We start from the raw sequence: 16,704 nt of genomic DNA on the forward strand, positions 1-16,704 counted from the left end.
ACGGGTACTCAGTCGTCCTGACCCCGTGCCCGCGCCGGCTCCCGCTCGGTGGCCTCCCGGAGCGCCCGCCTGCACAGCGCGTCGGCCCGGCGGGTGGTCTCGGGCTGCCGGAAGTCGCGGGCCAGCAGCAGCGTGTGCGCGCAGGCGTTGTCCAGGCCGGTGCGGTGTCCGACCGACACGTACACCGGTTTGGTGCGGTCCTGGGTGCGCAGCGCCTGCCCCACTTCCTCGCCCCCGTCGAGCAGCGGCGAGCGGTCGCCGCGGCAGGGGCCGGGCTGTTCGTACGAGAAGGTGAACGGGTTCTTCGCGACGCCGATGACGGGCAGCCCGGTGAGCACGCCGAGATGGCTGGCAAGGCCGAAGCGGCGCGGGTGCGCCCGCCCGTATCCGTCGCAGACGACGAGGCCCGGGTCGACGGGCAGGGACTCCAGGGCGGCCAGCACGGTGGGGATCTCACGGAAGGCGAGGAGCCCCGGGATGTACGGGAAGGTGACCCGCCCGACGGCGGTGGATTCGGCCACCACCTCCAGCGTGCCCGCGTCGAGCACGACGGCCGCCGCCACGACGATGTCGCGCTCGTCGTCGTAGGCGACGTCGACGCCTGTCACCCGGCCGGTGCCCGGCGGCGGCCCCGGCTCGTCGAGCACCACCCGGGTACGCAGGGTGTCCTGGAGGGCGCGGGCCTCGGCTTCGTCGGCGGGCATCCGAAGTGTCGTCATGATGCCTGTCAGCTTAGGGCGCCGCTCCCGCGGCCTTGCGATCGTGTTCGTACGTGAGCTGTCCCGCACCGCCCCGCCGGACCGCGTCGACGCGGTGATGAGGGATCACATCGCCTGGCTCGACGCCCCGTACGCGACCGGGGTGTTCTTCGCCTCCGGCCGACAAGAACCCGCCTCCGGCCGCAAGAACACCCGCGACGGCGGGGTGATGCTCGCGGCCGGGGACGACCGGGGCGTGATCGAGCGGCTCGCGGCGTCCGGCCCCTGCGTCGTGCACGGCGTCTGCGTCGTGCACGGCGTCTGCGCCTACCGGATCACGGAGTTCATCGCGGCGAAGACATCGGACGCGCTCGCCCCGTACCGCCGGCAGCTCTCATTGTCCCCGTCCACGGAGGGTGTGTGCGGCCCGGCCGTTCTCACCGGCCGCCCAGCAGCTCCCGTCCGCGGCGCAGTCGACCGTGTCGTACGACCCGGTGTCGACCGTGCGCCAGGTGCGGCCGCCGTCCCTGGTGAGGTCGGTGCCGGTCGGGCCGACCGCCAGTGCGGTGTGCCGGCTGTGGGGCAGCCAGGCGACGCCCGAGCGGTAGGCGGCGGGCGGTGTCTGTGAGGGCTGCCAGCGGCGGCCCCCGTCCGCGCTGACCGCGGAGGCGTGGGGCGACGCCTGGCCTGCGCGGTAGTCGCCGCCGACCGCGATGCCGTGGGTACGGTCCCGGAAGGCGAGGCCGAACACGCCGCGGACGGGGTCCCCTGCCGGGACCTGCGACGCGGTCGCGGTCCAGGTCAGCCCCCGGTCGCCGGAGTGCAGGACCCGGGCGGTGGCCGCGCCGCCGGTCGCCAGCCAGGCATCCTTGGGTCCGGCGCTCACCAGGCACTGCCCACTGGCCGCGAATCCCGCCTCGCCCGGCTGGGCCTGCGGCATACCGGCGCTGGGCAGCACGTTCCAGCTGCGGCCGCCGTCCGCCGTCGACAGGATGCGGAACCGCCCGTCGACCGGGTCGCTCATCGCCAGGCCGTGCCGGCTGTCGAAGAAAGTGAGGCAGTCGTAGAAGGCACGTGCGTCGGTGTTGCGGAAGGACTCGGTCCAGGTGGCTCCGCCGTCGTCCGTACGCAGCACCCGGGATGCCTCGCCCTCACCGATGGACAGCGCCACCGCCCGCCGGGCGTCGAAGGCCTCGATGTCGCGGAACTCCAGCTCCTCGGCGGCGGCACCGGGCGGCGAGACGTCGCGCCAGTGCCGGCCGCCGTCGGTGGTGCGCAGCACGGTGCCCTTCGAGCCCGCGAGCCAGGCCGTGCGGCTGCTGACGGCCGCGAGGCCCCGGAAACGTGCGTCGGTGCCTGTACCGGTGGGCGTCCAGGCCGGCCCGCGGCCGGGTCCGTGCCGTTCACCGGGTGCCGCCTGGGCCGAGGGCGCGGCCAGCGCGGCTGCCAGTGCCGCCCCGCACAGTCCCAGTGACATCAGTCGTCGCGTCTTCCCCATGGCCCTCATGGCGCTGGAAGCTAGCCCCACGGACCGCACCTCGTCCAGGGTGCATCGCCCGTATCGGGGCACATGTCCGGGAAGCAGCAACGCGGTGACACAGCTCACGCCGCGCTCCGGTGCACGGATCGGCGGAATCCGTCGTCTGCATGAGTGCCGGAGACCGTCCGCCCGGCCGCGAGAGGGAGCAGGTCTTGTCCACCGTTATCGAACAGTCCGTGCAGGCCCGCATGGTCGCATCCGCACCGCAGATGGAGACACTTCCCGCAGTCCTCAGTTACGACCGCACGGATCCCTTCGCCGTACGCATGGCGTTCCCCGCGCCGGCGACGCTGGAGGGTACCGAGGTGTCGTGGCAGTTCTCCCGGGAGCTGCTGGCAAGAGGGATGGACGCACCGGCAGGCGCCGGGGACGTACGTGTCAGGCCCTTCGGGTACGACCGTACGGTGCTGGAGTTCCACGCCGCCGAGGGCATCGCCATGGTGCACGTACGGACGGTGGAGCTGCGCCGCTTCCTGAGCCGCGCGCAGGAGCTGGTCCCCGCCGGGGACGAGCACCGCTTCCTGGACCTGGACCGGTTCCTGACGGATCTGCTCGGCGGTTCGGCCTGAGGCAGGGCCTCGCCGGACCGGGGGCTTCACGGGACCGGGGCTTCGCGGGACAGTGCCGCGCCGGACCGGTGCCTGGCCGGGCCGGGTCCTGTTAATTCGTTTGCCCGGGCCCTCGGCCCGCCGTAGTTTCGTTGTTGTCCTTGTTGCCGTCGACAGGAGTAGGACGTTGCTCGTCTGAGGTCTTGAGACACCGTGTCGCACGCCGTGCCATGTCCGCACATGCCCGCGTGCCCGAGTGTGACCTCAGCTCTCCGAGCCGTCCTCCGCGACCAGGGCCTTCCTCTCCACTTCCGGACACTCGTCCGTGGAATGCCGTGACCGGTGTCTCGCCCCGTTGCCCCTGTCCTTCCTCGCAACCGGGAGATTCCCTATGTCTGCCCCTCTCCACCACATCACCTGCTCGTCACTCTCCTTCGCCTGGCCCGACGGCAGCCCGGTCCTCGACGACTTCCCACTCACCGTGGGGCCCGGCCGTACCGGCCTCATCGGGCTCAACGGCTCGGGCAAGTCGACCCTGCTGCGGCTGATCGCCGGCGAACTCGCCCCCACCGAGGGCCGTGTCAGGGTTGTGGGTGAAGTTGGTCATCTGCCGCAGAACCTGGTTCTGGACACCGCACTGCGCGTCGACGCCGTCCTGGGGATCGCCGGGACCCGGGCGGCGCTGCACGCCATCGAAGCCGGCGACACCGGCGAGGAGCGGTTCGCCGCCGTCGGTGACGACTGGGACGTGGAGGAGCGTGCGCTCGCCACGCTCGATGAGCTCGGCCTCGGCCACATCGGTCTCGACCGCACGATCGGTGAGATGTCGGGCGGCGAGTGCGTGCTGCTGCGTCTGGCGGCGCTGCTGCTGGCCCGGCCGGACGTACTGCTGCTGGACGAACCGACGAACAACCTGGACCTGTACGCGCGCGGCCGCCTCTACGCGGCAGTCGAAGCGTGGAGCGGCGTCCTCGTCGTCGTCAGCCACGACCGGGAACTCCTGGAGCGGGTCGACCAGATCGCCGACCTGCGCGACGGCTCGGTCACCTGGTACGGCGGGAACCTCTCGGCGTACGAGGAGGCGCTGGCCGTGGAACAGGAGGCCGCCGAACGCATGGTGCGGGTCGCCGAGGCCGATGTGCACCGCCAGAAGCGCGAACTCGCCGAAGCCCAGGTCAAACTGGCGCGGCGCAAGCGCTACGGACAGAAGATGCAGGAGAGCAAGCGCGAACCGAAGATCGTCATGGGCGCCCGCAAGCGCGCCGCCCAGGAGTCGGCGGGCAAGCACCGCATCATGCACGCGGCAAAGCTGGCCGACGCGAAGGAACGCCTCGACGAGGCGGTCGAGGCGGTGCGCGACGACGCCGAGATCAGGGTCGAACTGCCGCACACCAAGGTCCATCCGGGCCAGGGCGTGCTGACACTGAGCGGCCTGGAACTGCCGTACGGGACACAGGTGCGGGGTTCGTTCGAAGTGCGGGGCCCGGAGCGCATCGCGCTGGTGGGACGTAACGGAGCGGGAAAGACCACGCTGTTGCGGACCCTGGCCGGTGAGCTGGCACCGGTGTCCGGCGAGGTGTCGGTGCAGCTGCCGATGCGTTTTCTGCCGCAGCGGCTGGATGTGCTCGACGACGAGCTGAGTGTGGTGGAGAACGTGGCGCGGTTCGCGCCGGATGCCACGGACAACCGGATCAGGGCGCGACTGGCACGCTTTCTGTTCAGGGGTGCACGGGCGGACCGGCCTGCCGGGACCCTGTCGGGCGGCGAGCGGTTCCGTGCGGCTCTGGCCGCGCTGCTGCTGGCCGAGCCCGCGCCTCAGCTGCTGATGCTGGACGAGCCGACGAACAACCTGGACATGGCGAGCGTGCGCCGGCTGACGGCGGCACTCGATTCGTACGAGGGAGCGCTGATCGTGGCGAGCCACGACGTGCCGTTCCTCGAATCGATCGGCATCACGCGCTGGCTGCTGCTCGACGGCGGTCTGCGGAACACGACGGCCGAGGAGGTGCGTGCCGGCCTCTGACGTGCGGGGACCAGGCCGACGGTCCAGCGGAAGCGGAGGCTACTTGTGAAGTAACGCCCAGGTCTTGGAGCCGCCGGAGGCAGTCAGCGCGGGGGCCAGCCCCCAGTCCCCGCCGTGCGCGTCCACCGCGGCTGCCAGCAGCCACATGCTGGCGCTGCGGCTCTCCCGGCACTCCTCGGACTTCTCGGGTGATTCATGGACCGGATGCTGGTCGTAGAGGGTGATCCGCAGGGCGTCGAACTGCCAGTGGACCCGCAGAAGCATCTCCCGGTCCGGGGTGAAGTGGTAGGCGGCCGCGACCAGTTCCGATGCGGCGAGGACCGCCGTCTCACTGAGTTCGGCGAGACCGTGCCGGGTCAGGAGTTCATCCACGGCACGGCGGGCGAGTCCCGCGCAGAAGGCACCGCCCGGGAGTGCGAACGAGTAGCTGAGGTTGTCCGCCGCCGGCGGGTGCGGCCCGGCGGGTGCGAGGGCCGGAAGACAACGCAAGGCGCCCTTCATCAAGTGCTGCTCACATTTCTCATACGCGTGGTGACGATCACACACGGGGGCGCGGTCGCCCCGTGTGAGACTTGCACTACCGACCGTAGCGCACGCCTGGAGCACAGTGCTACTACTTGTGTGGTTCCGGTCATTTCGTCATCTCTCACTTCCGGAAGGACCCACACCGTGCCGCCCAGGAGCACTCCGACCGCACGCCAGCAACGCCTCGGATACGAACTGCGCAAGCTGCGCGAACAGTCGGCGATGACAGCACAGCAGGCGGCGGCCCTGCTCGGCGTCGACCGCACGCGCATCCCGAACATCGAGTCCGGCCGGTTCGGCATAAGCGCCGAGCGGGTCCGCACTCTCGCCTTCAACTACGGCTGCCCGGACACCGGGCTCGTCGATCTGCTGGCGGAGATGGCGCAGGAACGGGCCAGGGGATGGTGGGAGGAGCATCGCGGCCTGCTGCTGCCGAGCCTGCTGGACATCGCCGAACTCGAGTTCCACGCGGTGGAGCTGATCACCGCCACCACCACACACATCCCCGGCCTGTTGCAGACCGAGGAGCACGCGCGGGCCGTCTTCGACAACGCCGACCCCCAGCTCCCGGGCCCCGATCTGATGGCCCGGCTCTCCCTGCGGCTGCGCCGCCAGGAGGTGCTCGAACGGGACCGGGCACCGCTCTACGAGGCGGTGATCCACGAAGCCGCGCTGCGCATGCAGTTCGGCGGCCCCAAGATCGCCCGAGCACAGCTGGAGCACATTCTCGAACAGTCCGAGCGCACCCGGATCACGGTCCGGGCGATCCCGTTCACAGCAGGCGGATTCCCCGGAGCCGGACAGTCGTTCACGTATGTCGGCGCAGCCGTCCCGCAACTCGATACCGTGCAACTCGACTCCTCGCACGGCTCGATGCTGCTGGACGCGGACATGCAACTGCGCCGTTACCGGGGCCTGTTGGAGCGCCTGCGCACGCTCGCGCTGCCCGCCGAGGAATCGCGCGATTTCATCCGACGCATAGCCCAGGACCTCTGAGGAGAGACCATGAACGACATCTGCTGGGAAGAAGCGTTCTGCAGCGAGGGGGCGAACTGCTTCCGTTTCGGAATCGACGACCAGGGCCGCGCCTACATCGGCTCCACGACCGACGCGGCGGCGTACGTCAGCGATTCCATGGAGGCGCTGCGGGCACTGATCCTCCTGGTGAAGGCGGGCGCGGCCGACCATCTGCTCTGACCCCACCCCGACCCGACCGTGCCCCTCGTGCGCCGCGCTCCGAGTACGCCGACTGTTCAGAGCGCATGCCACCGGGGGCCCGGCCCGGCCGATTCATTTGCTCCAGGCACCCCACCCCGACCTCCCTGACCCTCTGTATACACGCTTGACCTGCACTTATAACACTAAGTGAGCGATTGTCGCCCGGATGGGCTTGGCGGAGGCCTTACCGCCGCTTTAACCTACGGTTTCGTAACCTACGAAGCCGTAGGTAATTCTCCCGTCCCCAGGAGCCCCCGTGACGATCACCTCTCCCCACCTCGGCAGTTCGCAGGCGTGGACCGACGCCCAACTGCTGTACGCGCTGGAAGAGGTGGTGGAGAAGGAGCTCAACCGTCATCTCAAGGTCGCCAAGGACTGGATGCCGCACGAGTACGTACCGTTCTCCGACGGCCGGAACTTCCCCGGCGTCTTCGAGGACGGCCAGGCCTGGGAGTCCGGGCAGTCCAAGGTCACGGACATCGGCAAGATCGCCCTGGTCGTGAACCTGCTGACCGAGGACAACCTCCCCAGCTACCACCACGAGATCGCCTCGCTCTTCGGCCGCGACGGCGCCTGGGGCACCTGGGTGCACCGCTGGACGGCCGAGGAGGGCCGCCACGGCATCGTGATGCGCGACTACCTGCTCACTTCGCGCGCCGTGGACCCGGACAAGCTGGAGCAGTTCCGTATGGCGCACATGGCGGAGGGCTTCGAGTCCGACAACCGCCACTCGATGCTGCACTCCGTGGCCTACGTGGCGTTCCAGGAGCTGGCGACCCGGGTCTCGCACCGCAACACCGGCCACCAGTCGGGCGACCCCGTCTGCGACCGCATGCTGGCACGGATCGCGACCGACGAGAACCTGCACATGGTGTTCTACCGCAATCTCCTCGGCGCGGCCTTCGAGCTCGCCCCGGACCTGACGATGCAGTCCGTGCGCGACGTCGTCGTGAACTTCCGGATGCCGGGCCACGGCATGCCCGGGTTCGAGCGGGCCGCCGCCCAGATGGCGATCGGCGAGATCTACAACATGCGGATCCACCACGACGACGTCATCCAGCCGGTGCTGCGCTACCTGAAGGTGCTGGACATCGACGGCCTGGGCTCGGAGGGGCTCAAGGCCCAGGAGGAGCTCGGTCTGTACATGAACGGGCTGGACAGCGAGGCGTCGAAGTTCGACGAGAAGCTCGCCGCGCGCAAGGCACGCATGGCGGCCCGCGCCCTGGCCTGATCCACGGCAGCACACGCGCCCTGGCCGGTCCACGGCAGCACACGTGACCCCGGCGGGGGCGGGCCTCCTCGGCCCGCCCCCGCCGTCGCTGACGTACCGGCGTTCACGGCCGCGTGGAAGCGGTGGGCCGAGCACCTCGCCTTCCGCGCCGCTCAGGACCTGGTCCGGCCAGTCGGCCGGACCCCGAAGTGTCCCCCGGTGAGAGCGCGTTCAGGCCCGCTCGCGCTCGTCTCTGCGGAGCCGGTCACGCTCCTTCTCGGAGAGACCGCCCCAGACGCCGAAGCGCTCGTCGTTGTCGAGTGCGTATTCCAGACAGGCCAGGCGGCCCTCGCAGGCGTTGCAGAGCCGCTTGGCCTCACGTGTGGAGCTGCCGGGAGCGGGGAAGAAGAACTCGGGCCCCGTCTGTGCGCACAGCGCTGTCTCCTGCCAGGCGTAAGCGGGGTCGGTCGCGGTGTTGATCAGCATGGGGCCACAGTGCCCTGCCGGGATAAACGACTGATCAACGATCCATCAACCGGCCGGACCGCAGCACTCACGAAGCCGCGCGGCACCGGCGACTCGGAGGGTGGCCGGTGCCGCGAACCCGCCCGGCTGTCAGTCGCGCATGGGACGATACGAGTCGCTCCGGGCGGAAGCCGGAGAGCGGGGCGGCAGGGCGGCGGGGACAGAGGGAACGACATGAGTGAGGCCGGTTCCACGGAGGGCGGGGCGCCGACCGGGCGGGCGGCCCGGGAGCTGCTGACGCGGGCCGACGGGCTGCTGAGCGCCGCGCGCGGGGTCCTCGCTGACCATGCACGCGCCGTCACCGCCGTCCGCACCGCACTGGACCCGCTCATCGAATCCCTCGTCCGCGAGGATCTGTCGTGCATTCCGGTGTCCCGGCTCAAGGACGTCACCGAGGGCAGGCTGCGCCTCGGAGCGGTCGAGCAGGCCGGCTTCACGACCGTGGGGCAGGTATACGGGGCCACCCGCTACGAGCTCCGCCAGATCCCCGGAGTCGGCGCGCAGACGGCCGACCAGACCCTGGCCGCGGCAGGCCAGATCGCGCACGCGGTGCGGGACACCGTCGCCCTGCGGATAGACGTGGACACCCCCGACGACGCCACGACCGCCCTGGTCACCGCCTTGTACCGGCTGGTCGAGGCCGGGCCCGACCTGCGGCGGGCCGTGGACGGGGCCCGCAGGCTGGCCGACCGCCTGGAGCCGCTGCTGACCGAGGCCGGTCCCGCCCGGGGGCGGCTGCGGATGGTGTTCATCCGGCGCGGGCCGCGGACGCGGGCACTGGAGGCCGTCGCCTCCGTGCGGGCGGCCGTGGCCGACGCGGTGGAGCGCGAACTCCCCCCGCTCTTCGGCCAGGTGTCGGTCGATCTGCTGCGGGACCCGGAGTCCGACATCGCGGCCTGGGTCGACTTCGAACTGCGGTCCGCGGAGTACTACAGCCTGCTGGCCGAGATGTCCGGCACCGGCCCCGACCGGGACGCGGCCGAGGGGTTCCTGCCGTCCGGCATCGCCGACCGGGTGCGCGGCCTTCGGCTCGACGACGCCCGGCTGCGGGTCTCCCTGCGCGGCTACCAGTCGTTCGGCGCGCGCTTCGCGCTCGCACAGAAGCGGGTGATCCTGGGCGACGAGATGGGGCTGGGCAAGACCGTGCAGGCCATCGCCGCGCTGGCCCATCTCGCGGCGCGCGGGGAGACGCACTTCCTGGTGGTGTGCCCGGCCAGCGTGCTGATCAACTGGACGCGGGAGGTCCGTGCGCGCTCCACGCTGCGCGCCCTGCCGGTGCACGGGCCGGAGCGGCGGGCGGCGTTCGCCGACTGGCGGGAGAGCGGCGGGGTCGCGCTGACCACCTTCGACGCCCTGCACACGCTCCCCCTCGCGGGCGCCGGTGGTGTACGGCCCGGCATGCTCGTCGTCGACGAAGCCCATTACGTCAAGAACCCGGCCACCCGTCGCTCCCGTGCGGTGTCCGGCTGGTCGGAAGCGACCGAGCATGTGCTCTTCCTGACCGGCACACCGATGGAGAACCGGGTGGAGGAGTTCCGCAGCCTCGTCCGCCATCTCCGGCCCGAGCTTGCCCCGTCGGTCAGCACCACACACGGCGTCGCCGGTTCGCATGCGTTCCGCCGGGCCGTCGCCCCCGCCTATCTGCGCCGCAACCAGCAGGACGTGCTCACCGAACTCCCCGCACTCGTGCAGGTCGACGAGTGGGAGGAGTTCAGCGAGCCCGACCGACGGGCCTACCACGAGGCGGTGGCCGCCGGGCACTTCATGGAGATGCGGCGGGCCGCGTACGCACACCCGGCCACGTCGGCCAAGCTGAACCGGTTGCGCGAGCTGGTCGCCGAGGCCTTGGAGAACGGCTTGAAGGTCGTCGTCTTCTCCTACTTCCGCGAGGTGCTGGAGACCGTGCGACAGGCCCTGGGGGAGGGCGTGTTCGGCCCGCTGTCCGGAAGCGTGCCGGCCGCCCGCCGCCAGCAGCTGATCGACGGTTTCGCGGCTGCGGACGGCCACGCGGTGCTGCTCAGCCAGATCCAGGCGGGCGGGATCGGGCTGAACATGCAGGCCGCGTCCGTCGTCATCATCTGTGAGCCGCAGATCAAGCCGACGATGGAGCACCAGGCCGTGGCCCGCGCGCACCGGATGGGCCAGATACGCACGGTTCAGGTGCACCGGCTCCTCGCCGCGGACAGCGTGGACCAGCGGATGCTGGACATCCTGGCGCGCAAGGAGAGGCTGTTCGACGCGTACGCACGGCGCAGCGACGTCGCCGAGACGACGCCGGACGCCTTGGACGTGTCGGACGGATCGCTGGCCCGCCGCATCGTCGAGGAGGAGCAGCAGCGCCTGGCCCCGGTGGCGGACGCGGCGGGTCAGTGACCTTCATGCGCTGTCTTCTTCACCGGAGGCTTCGCTTCCGCTGAAGGGGACGGCGAGGACGGAGACGCCGCGGACGGCGTCATGGTGTGCCCCTCGTGCCCCGGCACCGTCCCGTCCGCCTTGGCTACCAGCAGCATTCCGGCCATCCCCATGTCGGAGTGGCTCTGCACATGGCAGTGGTACATCCAGGCGCCGGCGCCCACGTGTTCACCCGCGATGACCTGGAAGCCGAAGGAGTCCGCAGGCCCGACGATCTTCGTGTCGATCACCCGGCTCGGGTCGTCGGGGCCGGTCAGCAGGCCCGTGCGGTTGTCCGCCCAGCGGTGACCATGGACATGGAAGGTGTGGTAGTACTCGCCGTGCGTGATCATGACGACTTCGAGCCGGTCCCCCACCGTCGCCTCGAAGTCGGGGCTCTTGTCGGCCGGCTTGTTGTTGATCGTCATGTCGTTGAAGACGATCGTGATGGTCTTGTCGGGGAGGATGTCGCCCTTGCGCCGGACGATCACCGGCCCGTACAGGCCCTTGCGGATGCCTCCCGTGCCGTGGTCCGTGCCGACGACATGGTCGTGGTAGTGCCAGTAGCCCGCGCTGCCCGGCTGCCAGGTGCCGTCCTTGCGCCTGCCGGGGGCATGGGTGCGCCAGGTGTACGTACGGGTCTCGCCCGGTTCGACGATGCTCCTGTTCATCCGGGTGCCGTCGCTCGCGATGTCGTAGTCGACACCGTGCGCATGGAGGCTGGCTGCCACGTCCATCGTGTTCTCGAACTCGATGTGCAGGGTGTCGCCCTCGTTGATCTCGATCAACGGGCCGGGAATCGACGCCTTGCCCTTCTCGAACCCGTATCCCATCGAGCCGTCCGCCAGCTTCTCCGCGTACATCTTGAGATGGCGCACCGCTCCCCCGGCGGGTGCCGTCGGCGGCGGGTTCTCCGCGGAGGTGGCGTCGATGGCACCGAGGGACAACGATGTCACGCCGGTCGCTGCCACCACCCCGCCGCCCATCAGCATCCGCCGGTTGAAGCTCCTTCGGTCCATGTCGAACTCCCCACTGTTGGAAGGGTCTTGCGGAGAAAACCGAGACAACCACGGCATGAGGCACGGAGATACGCAGACCGCACGGGCCGGCGGGCCGCGGGCACGGCCGCCTCCGGAACGGGCCATACCGTAGCCCGGGGATCTTCGTTTATCCACACTAAGGACAAAGTTCGTGTCATTGCTGCCATAGCTATTGGCGAGTCGCGAAAAGAGGTCTAGCTTCATGCGCTGTTGCAGTGCCCAAGCTGTTGAAGTGACCAGAGAGGGGTGGGTGACCACATGCAGCGCACACCACATCACAGGTCCAGATCGCGACGCGGGCTTGCGGCGGCCTTAGCGGCCGGCGCGTTGACCGCATCCCTGCTCGGCGGCAATGCCGCCAGTGCCAGGCAGGACCCCGGAACACCGGCGTCCGGGGCGACAACGTTGTCCCTTCCGTCGCCGCCGGGTGGCGCCGACGTCAAGGTGCTCGTCTTCCATGCCTCCGCCACCGAGGAGTCCCCGACCGTCGACGCCGGAATCGCGGCGATCGAGAGGATCGGGCTCACCGGGCCGGAGGCGGGCCGGTTCACGACCGTGGCGACCGACGATCCGGCCGTCTTCACCCGTGGCAAGCGGCTCGGCACGTACAACGCCGTTGTCTTCCTGACGGGTGGCGGCGATGTCCTGGATCCGGAGCAGGAGGCCGGTCTGGAGGCGTACATGGAGGCCGGCGGCGGCTTCCTCGGGATCCATGACGCGGCGCGCACCGAGCCGTACTCGGACTGGTTCACCGGTCTGGTCGGCGCGCGGCCGGCGGCCGGCAGCCCCACCTCCGTACAGCGTGCGACGGTGGAGATCGGGGACCGGCAGCACCCGGCGACCAGGAATCTTCCGCTGGAGTGGAAGCGCCCGGACAAGTGGCTGAACTGGAAGGACAATCCGTCCGGCGACGTCCACACCGTGGCACGGGTCCGGGAGATCACGTACAAGCCGGGGGCGAGCGCCAACGGCTGGGACCATCCGGTCTCCTGGTGCCGTGACTACGACGGCGGCCGGTCCTTCTACACCGCGATGGGCGGTACGGTCGACAGCTTCGCCGAGGCCGACTTCCGGGACCATCTGCGCGGCGCGCTCGACTGGACGACCCGGATCTCGCAGGCCGACTGCAAGGCGACAATCACCTCCAACTACACGGCGGAGCGGGTGACCCAGCCCAACCAGCCCGGGCAGAACGACCAGATCGGCGAGCCGCACGGCCTGGTGACCGCCCCCGACGGGCGCGTCCTGTACATCGGCCGCGGCGGCGCCGACAGCAGTGTGCCGGTCGTCACCGACTGGGCCGACCCGGACGTCGGCAAGGGCCTGGGCCAGATCCACGTCTACGACCCGGAGACGAAGAAGGTCACCCTCGCGGGTGAGCTGACCGTCTTCGGCAACAAGGGCGGCGGCGACGAGCTGATCAAGGTCGAGGAGGGGCTGCTCGGCATCGAACTCGACCCGGACTTCGAGAAGAACGGCTGGGTGTATCTGCACTACACACCCCACGACAAGATCGACCGCGACAAGCAGATGGCGGTCCGTCAGGTCTCCCGGTTCACCCTCGACCCGGCGACGAACAAGCTGGACCTCTCCTCCGAGAAGGTGCTGCTGCACTGGCCCGTCCAGATCCACAGCTGCTGCCACGCGGGCGGCGGCATGGCCTGGGACTCCAAGGGCAACCTGTACATCGCGGCCGGGGACAACAACTCGTCCGGGTTCAGCGACGGTTACTCCGGCAACAACCCGCAGCCGAACTACAAGGGCGTCTCGTTCGCCGACGCCCGCCGCACCGCGGGCAACACGAACAACCTCAACGGGAAGATCCTGCGGATCCACCCCGAGGACGACGGCACCTACACCCTGCCCGAGGGCAATCTCTTCACCGGCAAGGAGACGGACGAGGGCGGCGGCAAGACCCGCGGCGAGATCTATGTGATGGGGGTGCGCAACCCGGCACGCATCTCCGTCGACAAGTCGACCGACACGCTGTACGCGGGCTGGGTCGGCCCCGACGCCGGCGCACCGAGCACCACCTGGGGCCCGGCCAAGTACGACACGTTCGCCGCGATCACCAAGGCGGGCAACCATGGCTGGCCGTACTGCATGGGCAACAAGCAGCCCTACCGGGACCGCAATCTGCCCGATCCGGGCAAGCCGCTCGGCTGGTACGACTGCGACCACCCCAGGAACGAGTCCCCGAACAACGACGGCCTGGTGAACCTGCCGGCGGTCACCTCCAACACGATCTGGTACTCGCCGCAGGGCGGTGGCGTGGACTACCCGCGCGACGCGAACGGCATCCCGAGCTACAAGGTGGAGGACCAGAAGCAGCTCCTGCCCTGGCTCAAGGGCGGCGGCCAGGCCACGATGAACGGCCCGGTCTACCGGTACGACGCGGCGAGCACCAGCGCCGGCAAGTGGCCGTCGTACTGGGACGGCAAGTGGTTCGTCGGTGACTTCTACGACGACACCCAGCCGCGCCACGCCGTGCTCACCGATCCGAAGACGGTCGGCAGGGGCGGACTGCCCACGCACGCCGAGTCGCTCAAGGAGATCATCCCGGTCGGCGCGAACGGCATCCGCAACCTGATGGACTGGAAGTTCGCGCCGGACGGTTCGCTGTACGTCCTGGACTACGGGCGCGGTTTCTTCACCTCCGACTCCAAGTCCGCGCTGTGGCGCGTGACGTACAAGGGCGGCGCGGCGACCCCGGCCGTCGAGGATCTGGCCAGAAAGGCGGCAGTGCGGTGAGACACCGTTCGATCTTCTCCCGAAGGCGTCCGAGGCCCGCGCGGCTGTGGCTCGCGCTGCTCGGGTCCTTCCTGATGGTGCTGGGACTGACGTCGACGGCCGCGTACGGCCGGACCGCGGCCCCGGCGGAAGCGGCGGCCGACCAGGTGCTGACCTGGACGGCGGGCAACCCCATCGACCACTACCTCTCCGCGCCGAAGACCGCGGTGGCCGGCAAGGCGACCATCGTGTTCGAGAACAGCGAGGAAACCGGGAACACCACGGGCATGCCGCACACACTGACCTTCAGTGTCTCGGACCCGGAGTTCAACAACGATGTCCCGCTGAACCTGCTGGCCAACCCGGGCGACGACCGGGGCGGCAGGCAGACGGCGGAGGTCACGCTCAGCCCCGGCCGGTACTTCTACCACTGCACCATGCCGGGGCACGAGGCGATGCAGGGCATCCTGACCGTCACCGACGGGAGCGGCGGTGAGGACACCACCGCTCCCGAGACCTCGGCGAAGGTCGACGGCGACAAGAACGCCGACGGCGCGTACATCGGTCAGGCGACGGTCACCGTGGCCGCGACCGACGAAGGTTCGGGCGTGGACAGCGTCGAGTTCGCGCTCGGTGCGGACGGTGCGTGGCAGCCGTACACCGTGCCGGTCGTCGTGAACGAGGTCGGCACGCACACCGTGCGGTACCGCGCGACCGACAAGGCGGGCAACGCGGCCGCGGAGAAGACGGCCGAGTTCGCGGTCGCCGCTCCGCCGACGGACGACACGACGGCGCCCGAGACCTCGGGGACCGTGTCCGGGGAGAAGGACGACCAGGGACGGTACCTGGGCATGGCGACGGTCACCGTGACCGCGTCCGACACCGGGTCGGGCGTCAACACCATCGAGTACGCGCTCGGTGCGGACGGTGCCTGGCAGCCGTACACCGGACCGGTGATGGTGCACCAGGTGGGGACGCAGCAGGTCCGCTACCGCGCCACCGACAAGGCGGGGAACGCGGCCGCGGAGAAGGCGGTGGAATTCACCGTCGTCGAGCCGCCCACGCAGGACACGACGCCGCCCGAGACCTCCGCCGAGGTCGAGGGCGACAGGAACGCGGACGGCGCCTACCTCACCAGTGCCAAGGTCACGGTCACCGCGACCGACGACGGCAGCGGGGTGGACAAGGTCGAGTACTCCCTGGACGGCGGCCCGTACCTCGCGTACACCGCCACCGTCATCGTCGACCGGATCGGCTACCACACGGTCGCCCACCGGGCCACGGACAAGGCGGGCAACACGTCCGAGGCCGGGCAGGTGTCGTTCACCGTCGCACAGAGCGGCGGGGTTCCGGCGCCGAACTGCCCGGAGTTCGACGAACGCCTCACTGTCATCGTGGGCACCGTCGACACCGGCGTCCCCAACCGCATCACCGGCAACCGCTGCACGATCAACGAGCTGATCGAGGACGAGAAGGACTGGTCGTCGCACGCGCTGTTCCTCAAGCACGTGGACAAGGTCCTCGACAAGCTCCTCACCGCCGGGGTGATCGACGCCCGCGAGCACAAGAAGATCTACCGGGCGGCCAAGCAGTCCGGCATCGGCAGGCCCGGCCAGGACGAGGGCTACCGCAAGCTCTTCGACGGCACGGCCGCCTCGCTCGCCAAGTGGCAGCAGGTGGGCGGCGGGCAGTTCGCGCTCGACGAGGCGGACGGCTCGATCACCAGCTCCACCACGGTGGACGGCATGGGCATGCTGTGGTTCCCGGAACGCCAGTACGGCGACTTCTCGCTGAAGCTCCAGTGGCGGGACGACGCCCCGGGCACCGGCAACGCCAACGGCGGGGTGTTCGTACGGTTCCCGAACGTCCACGACAACCCGGAGGAGTCGCGTCCGGAGTGGGTCGCCATCAAGTACGGCCATGAGATCCAGGTCAACGACCGGCCGGACGGCGACATGTACAAGACCGGTTCGGTGTACGGGTTCGACCGGGTGGGTCTCGCGGGGGCCGGGGTGACCCCCAAGGGCACCTGGAACGACTACGAGATCCGGGTGGTGGACCAGCACTACTCGGTCTACCGCAACGGCGTCCTGCTCAACGAGTTCGACAACACCGGCGGTCAGGCCTTCGAGCCGCCTCGGGGTGACGACCCGGGCACCGACGGCCGGCGGTACGCCTCCGGCTACATCGGGCTCCAGGTCCACAGCACCTCGGACGTGATCTCCTACCGGGACATCCGGATCCAGGAGCTGTAAC

At 70.0% G+C, this 16,704-nt stretch carries 13 protein-coding genes and 1 pseudogene; 9 read left to right on the forward strand and 5 right to left on the reverse strand.

Going from position 1 to position 16,704, the window contains the following annotated elements; all coding sequences use genetic code 11:
• Positions 1 to 8: 8 nt before the first annotated feature.
• Positions 9 to 719: an endonuclease V gene (locus tag ACZ4LX_RS00410; RefSeq protein ID WP_467636031.1), complete on the reverse strand. Its 711-nt coding sequence runs from the start codon at positions 717 to 719 to the stop codon at positions 9 to 11.
• A 43-nt stretch (positions 720 to 762) separates the two neighbouring features.
• Between ACZ4LX_RS00410 and ACZ4LX_RS00415 the strand changes: the two are divergent.
• Positions 763 to 1,092: pseudogene (locus ACZ4LX_RS00415) on the forward strand (YciI family protein); the annotation flags it as partial.
• Here the strand turns inward: ACZ4LX_RS00415 and ACZ4LX_RS00420 are convergent.
• Positions 1,093 to 2,205, reverse strand: a complete 1,113-nt coding sequence (locus tag ACZ4LX_RS00420) for a WD40/YVTN/BNR-like repeat-containing protein (protein ID WP_467636837.1) — start codon at positions 2,203 to 2,205, stop codon at positions 1,093 to 1,095.
• Between the two features lie 185 nt (positions 2,206 to 2,390).
• Here ACZ4LX_RS00420 and ssgD point away from each other — a divergent pair, with 185 nt between their 5' ends.
• Both ssgD and ACZ4LX_RS00430 read left to right on the forward strand, forming a co-directional pair.
• Positions 2,391 to 2,807, forward strand: coding sequence for a spore wall synthesis regulator SsgD (gene ssgD, locus ACZ4LX_RS00425; protein ID WP_467636034.1), 417 nt, complete (start codon positions 2,391 to 2,393; stop codon positions 2,805 to 2,807).
• 370 nt (positions 2,808 to 3,177) lie between these two features.
• Positions 3,178 to 4,809, forward strand: coding sequence for an ABC-F family ATP-binding cassette domain-containing protein (locus ACZ4LX_RS00430; RefSeq protein WP_467636037.1), 1,632 nt, complete (start codon positions 3,178 to 3,180; stop codon positions 4,807 to 4,809).
• Positions 4,810 to 4,848: 39 nt separating this feature from the next.
• On the opposite strand, the gene ACZ4LX_RS00435 is transcribed toward ACZ4LX_RS00430, so the two are convergent.
• A complete protein-coding gene (locus ACZ4LX_RS00435) occupies positions 4,849 to 5,310 on the reverse strand; it encodes an ATP-binding protein (RefSeq protein WP_467636040.1) in 462 nt (153 codons plus the stop codon).
• Between the two features lie 168 nt (positions 5,311 to 5,478).
• Here ACZ4LX_RS00435 and ACZ4LX_RS00440 point away from each other — a divergent pair, with 168 nt between their 5' ends.
• From ACZ4LX_RS00440 to ACZ4LX_RS00450, 3 genes are all read left to right on the forward strand, one after another.
• Positions 5,479 to 6,330 (forward strand): Scr1 family TA system antitoxin-like transcriptional regulator, encoded by an 852-nt coding sequence (locus tag ACZ4LX_RS00440; protein ID WP_467636043.1) that lies wholly within the window; start codon positions 5,479 to 5,481, stop codon positions 6,328 to 6,330.
• A gap of 9 nt (positions 6,331 to 6,339) precedes the next feature.
• A complete protein-coding gene (locus ACZ4LX_RS00445; protein ID WP_467636046.1) occupies positions 6,340 to 6,531 on the forward strand; it encodes a hypothetical protein in 192 nt (63 codons plus the stop codon).
• Positions 6,532 to 6,808: 277 nt separating this feature from the next.
• On the forward strand, positions 6,809 to 7,783 hold the full coding sequence (locus ACZ4LX_RS00450; RefSeq protein ID WP_467636049.1) for an acyl-ACP desaturase: 975 nt from the start codon (positions 6,809 to 6,811) through the stop codon (positions 7,781 to 7,783).
• A gap of 210 nt (positions 7,784 to 7,993) precedes the next feature.
• Here ACZ4LX_RS00450 and ACZ4LX_RS00455 read toward each other — a convergent pair whose 3' ends face one another.
• Positions 7,994 to 8,248 (reverse strand): WhiB family transcriptional regulator, encoded by a 255-nt coding sequence (locus ACZ4LX_RS00455; protein WP_467636053.1) that lies wholly within the window; start codon positions 8,246 to 8,248, stop codon positions 7,994 to 7,996.
• Between the two features lie 213 nt (positions 8,249 to 8,461).
• Between ACZ4LX_RS00455 and ACZ4LX_RS00460 the strand changes: the two genes are divergently transcribed.
• Positions 8,462 to 10,660: a DEAD/DEAH box helicase gene (locus tag ACZ4LX_RS00460; protein ID WP_467636056.1), complete on the forward strand. Its 2,199-nt coding sequence runs from the start codon at positions 8,462 to 8,464 to the stop codon at positions 10,658 to 10,660.
• Here the strand turns inward: ACZ4LX_RS00460 and ACZ4LX_RS00465 are convergent.
• Positions 10,654 to 11,697: a multicopper oxidase domain-containing protein gene (locus ACZ4LX_RS00465; RefSeq protein ID WP_467636059.1), complete on the reverse strand. Its 1,044-nt coding sequence runs from the start codon at positions 11,695 to 11,697 to the stop codon at positions 10,654 to 10,656. The two genes, ACZ4LX_RS00460 and ACZ4LX_RS00465, sit on opposite strands and share 7 nt — an antisense overlap.
• Before the next feature lie 279 nt (positions 11,698 to 11,976).
• Here ACZ4LX_RS00465 and ACZ4LX_RS00470 point away from each other — a divergent pair, with 279 nt between their 5' ends.
• Together ACZ4LX_RS00470 and ACZ4LX_RS00475 are read left to right on the forward strand one after the other, a co-directional pair.
• A complete protein-coding gene (locus ACZ4LX_RS00470) occupies positions 11,977 to 14,469 on the forward strand; it encodes a ThuA domain-containing protein (protein WP_467636061.1) in 2,493 nt (830 codons plus the stop codon).
• Positions 14,466 to 16,703, forward strand: a complete 2,238-nt coding sequence (locus tag ACZ4LX_RS00475; RefSeq protein WP_467636064.1) for an OmpL47-type beta-barrel domain-containing protein — start codon at positions 14,466 to 14,468, stop codon at positions 16,701 to 16,703. The genes ACZ4LX_RS00470 and ACZ4LX_RS00475 overlap by 4 nt, the downstream gene beginning before the upstream one ends.
• Position 16,704 lies beyond the last annotated feature (1 nt).

The sequence above is a fragment of the Streptomyces sp. NPDC026062 genome (assembly GCF_055568375.1).